1 protein-coding gene and 1 pseudogene are annotated in these 792 nt (G+C 65.5%); one reads left to right on the top strand and one right to left on the bottom strand.

Features of this window, described 5'->3' with window-relative positions; all coding sequences use genetic code 11:
• Positions 1-188 (bottom strand): annotated as a pseudogene (locus G3N99_RS41085) (hypothetical protein); the annotation flags it as partial.
• Positions 189-295: 107 nt separating this feature from the next.
• On the opposite strand from G3N99_RS41085, the gene G3N99_RS41080 reads away from it, so the two are divergent.
• On the top strand, positions 296-792 hold a 497-nt coding region (locus G3N99_RS41080), incomplete at its 3' end, for a 2Fe-2S iron-sulfur cluster-binding protein (RefSeq protein ID WP_206125294.1).

Here is a 792-nt window from a genome sequence, read left to right as displayed (position 1 = left end):
CCATCCGGCCCGCCGCGACGAATTGCGCCCGCGGCGCGCAATTCGTCGCGGCGGGCCGGATGGCTCGTCAGCGCGAAGATCCGCAGGTTGCGGCGCGTGTCGCGCCATTGCGCGACGCAGCGCATGCCGACGTCGCCGCAGCCGACGATCAGTACGCGCGGCCGGCGCAGGATTCGAGTCGCGATCATGTTGGTTGCGAAATCAGTAGCCACCGTTGCGCGACGCGCAACGGGTTTGCATTGTAGCTGCCGTGCTCGACATGCACGGTCCCCACATTTTGTTCTAGTTTGGTTCTATGGCATTCAACGTCACTCTCAAGCAAAGCGGCCGGCAATTCCAGGTCGAGTCGGACGAAACCGTGCTGGCGGCTGCGCTGCGCCAGAACGTCCATCTGCCGTACGGCTGCAAGAACGGCGCGTGCGGCTCCTGCAAGGGCCAGATCGTGTCGGGCCAGATCGAACAGGGCCCGCACGCCGCGTCGGCACTGTCCAACGACGAACGCACGCGCGGCCTCGCGCTGCTGTGCTGCTCGAAAGCGCAGTGCGATCTCGAAATCGACGTGCGTGAAATCGCCGGCGTCGACGGCGTGCAGGTCAAGAAGCTGCCGTGCCGGGTCACCGCGCTCGAGCGCAAGGCCGACGACGTGATGGTCGTGAAGCTCCAGTTGCCCGCCAACGAACGCCTGCAGTATCTCGCGGGCCAGTACGTCGAGTTCATCCTGAAGGACGGCTCGCGCCGCAGCTACTCGATGGCGAACGCACCGCACGAGGAAGGCCCGATCGAGCTGCACAT

The organism is Burkholderia sp. Ac-20392 (genome assembly GCF_017104585.1).
GTDB lineage: Bacteria > Pseudomonadota > Gammaproteobacteria > Burkholderiales > Burkholderiaceae > Burkholderia > Burkholderia lata.
Note: the sequence above shows the minus strand (reverse complement) of the source record. Positions and strands in the feature narration are given on the sequence as shown.